This window comes from Testudinibacter sp. 'clade 2' (assembly GCF_006227735.1).
Classification (GTDB): Bacteria; Pseudomonadota; Gammaproteobacteria; order Enterobacterales; family Pasteurellaceae; genus Chelonobacter.
Genome location: NZ_VDHB01000127.1, coordinates 1 through 3,178 on the forward strand (window position 1 = coordinate 1; position 3,178 = coordinate 3,178).

General features: G+C 43.5%; 1 protein-coding gene. It reads left to right on the plus strand.

Features of this window, described 5'->3' with window-relative positions:
* The first annotated feature begins 298 nt into the window (after positions 1-298).
* A complete protein-coding gene (locus FHQ30_RS10020; RefSeq protein ID WP_139625169.1) occupies positions 299-3,013 on the plus strand; it encodes a lactoferrin/transferrin family TonB-dependent receptor in 2,715 nt (904 codons plus the stop codon).
* Positions 3,014-3,178 lie beyond the last annotated feature (165 nt).

Below are 3,178 nucleotides of genomic sequence, written 5' to 3' on the forward strand. Positions count from 1 at the left end.
GTTTTATATGAGTAAAAAGTCTCGTATAAATTTGGAGTGAATTTTTGTAATTTTATTTATTTTATTGATCCGCTTCACAAATTTGTGTCTGTTTTTAAATAAATAACAAAATCATTTGGTTAATAGCCTTGCCTTCATTTATGATAATGCTAATAGTTATCATTAATGAGACTATTAAACAATATATTAAAACTAGCAAGCATAGGCTATGAAGTGGGATTTCAAATCGGCAAGATTATCTGTCGGTATTGCTAACTCATTCATAGCCTAAGCATTTTGTATAATCTTAGGTATTACAATGAAAATTAATCAACCCAAATTACTTCATTTTAAAATGAAGCCACTATCAAGGATAGTGGCTATAACTCTCTTTGGCGGACACCTTGCTTTACCCTTTACTGCTTATGCTGCTGAATCGGAGAAAGGAGCTGTACTGGATGAAATTCAAGTAGTCGGAAAGTCGAGCGAAACCAGTAAATCGCAGCGTAGCATCAGCCGTGTGCTTAAAAATGCGGAGCAGCTTAAAAAAGAGCAGGTCAATGATATTCGTGATTTGACGCGTTATGATCCGGGTATTGCGGTTAATGAACAAGGTTCTGGCGCTTCGGCGGGATATTCGATCCGTGGTGTGGACAAAGATCGGGTGGTGATTACCGTTGATGGTATTTCACAAGCACAAAATTTTATGCCGCGCTCAGATTATTCCGATGGTTTCAGCGGTGCGAAAAATGAAATCGAATTCGAAAATATCAAAGCAGTAGAGATTAGCCAAGGTGCGAATTCGGTGATGAGTGGAAATGGCGCATTAGGCGGCTCGGTGATGTTTGTGACCAAAGCGCCTGATGATGTGATTAAGCCCGGTCAGAATTGGGGGCTGAACATCAAAAACAGCTATGCCAGTAAAGATGAACGTTGGGGCAATTCAATTGCAGCAGCCGGTCGTGTCGGTGGCTTCTCCGCATTGTTGCAATATACCCGACGCGACGGGCATGAAATCAAATCCCATCCAAAAACACCGAATCAAACCTTAGACAGAATGTTCCCGACCGACAAACAGTATGAGGACTTGAGAAATGCAGGTTGGGCAGATGCCACCAGACCAGACCATTTCCCGCAACATGAATATTGTATTGGCAGCTCGCACCCTTCTGCTTGTATTCAAAGTATGGATCTAGCGCCGAATGAGGTTTACGGTACAACCCGCAATGCGGCGAACCCGATGGCCTATCGTTCGGATTCTTGGTTCGGAAAGTTCCAGTATGAATTGACACCGGAACATACCGTCGGTTTTGTATTTGAAGATACTCAACAAAAATATGAAATTGATGACCGTGCCAATAGCCAACGTCCTTACTTCCGCAATTTCCGTGATGCCGACCCCAGCGCCACTCGACACAGCTATATCTACCGGATGTTGTTCCCATTTTATAAATTTGTCGATCATATCCATGAGAAAAATAGGGTTGGTGTGTTTTATCAATACCAATCTGAAAATCGTAACAGCTGGTTGGACACGGCAAAATTGGAGATCGATGAAGAGAAGACTCATATTACTTCGATCCACACTACCGCAGGTTGCACTTTAATGGGCGATAAGCCGAATAGAGACTGCGAACTTTTCCAGCGTCAGGACAATATAGGTTCAAGCTTTGTTGAATACCAACATCGGCGCCAAAATGTTGCCCGTTTGACTGAGCAAAATAAACGAGTTCGTTTCAGTGGCAGTAAGCACCTGGAGTATTGGGGCATTCAGCATGAAATTGATCTGCTTGCCGGCTTAGGGCATTCCGAGTATCGCTTGCTGGATCGTTATAAACGTCGCGAATATGCGTTGAAAGTGCCAGATAATCATCCATGCCACGATGACAAGCGCTTTGGCTGTAGTCCGCATTTTGACGGGAAAACACAGATTGTGGATACCTTGCGTAATGATATTTATCATCCTATTAATGGTAAAAACTACTATATCGGACTGAGTAATCATTGGACATTGAATCCATATATTGATTTGAGCGGAGGTATTCGTTATGACGAATATCAATATCACTCCTCGTGGCCTTACTTTAGCAATGATAAATACAACAGCTTATCGTGGTCTGCCGGTATTGGCTTGAATCTGACCGATAATATCAGTTTGAGCTATAAAGCCAGCACCGGCTTCCGTGTACCGAATGCGCAGGAAATGTATGGTACCAGCGGCCAGCGCTATTTTGAGAATAAATACCAGCGTCCTTTGAGCCGAGATAAAATTAAAGCAGAAAAAGCCTTGAATCATGAAGTCGGTATCGATATTCATGGCAAGGTAGGTTATATCAATGCCAATATTTTCCGCTCCGAATACACTAATTTCATTACGCTCAAAGCTAAGACTCAAGCTAATTACAACGATCCGCTAGAACCTGGGTTACAGTATTTTGGTAATCAGACCAAAGCGTATAGCGAAGGTTTCAATATTCGCGCCCTGCTGGATTTTCATGCGTTGTGGAGCGTGCTTCCGGAAGGGCTGAGTGGCAGTGCTGCCTATAGCAAAGTCTATCCTAAAAAGCTGGGTAAGCTGTCCGGTGATCGCTCCAATATGCTGGAAACCAGTTACGCCATGGATACTCTGCAGCCGGCAAAAACCGTGTTGGGCTTGGATTACGACGCCCCGTCTGGCAAATGGGGTAGTGGAATACGTTTTACCCGCACGGATGCCAAAAAAGCCAGCGAACTAGTCAGCATACTGCCGAATATTGATAAGCGCCAATCAAGAGATATTTCCGTTGTCAAGGTGTTAAGCAAATCTTGGTATACCTGGGATTGGGTCGGCTATGTGGAGCTGGGTAAAAACGTTACATTACGTGGCGGTATCTATAATTTAACCAATAGCAAATATGTTACTTGGGAAGCCTTGCGTCAAACCGGCATTGCAGGATTAACCACTGGCGTGGTGGCTGAGGTCGATGGGCTGGGTTATGACCGCCTGACGGCACCGGGACGAAATTATGCCCTGAGTGTCGAATTTGCTTTTTAATGCTATGTCAATTTATAAAAAATAAGGAATTATCAGAACATGAAAAAAATAACGTTTATCCGTGCACCTTACAGTTGTGTTGCACTGGCAATCGCAGCTATGTTCGCCTTGACTGCCTGTGGTGGTAATGGCGGTGTAACTGGCAATGAACCGACGGTAGTCGTG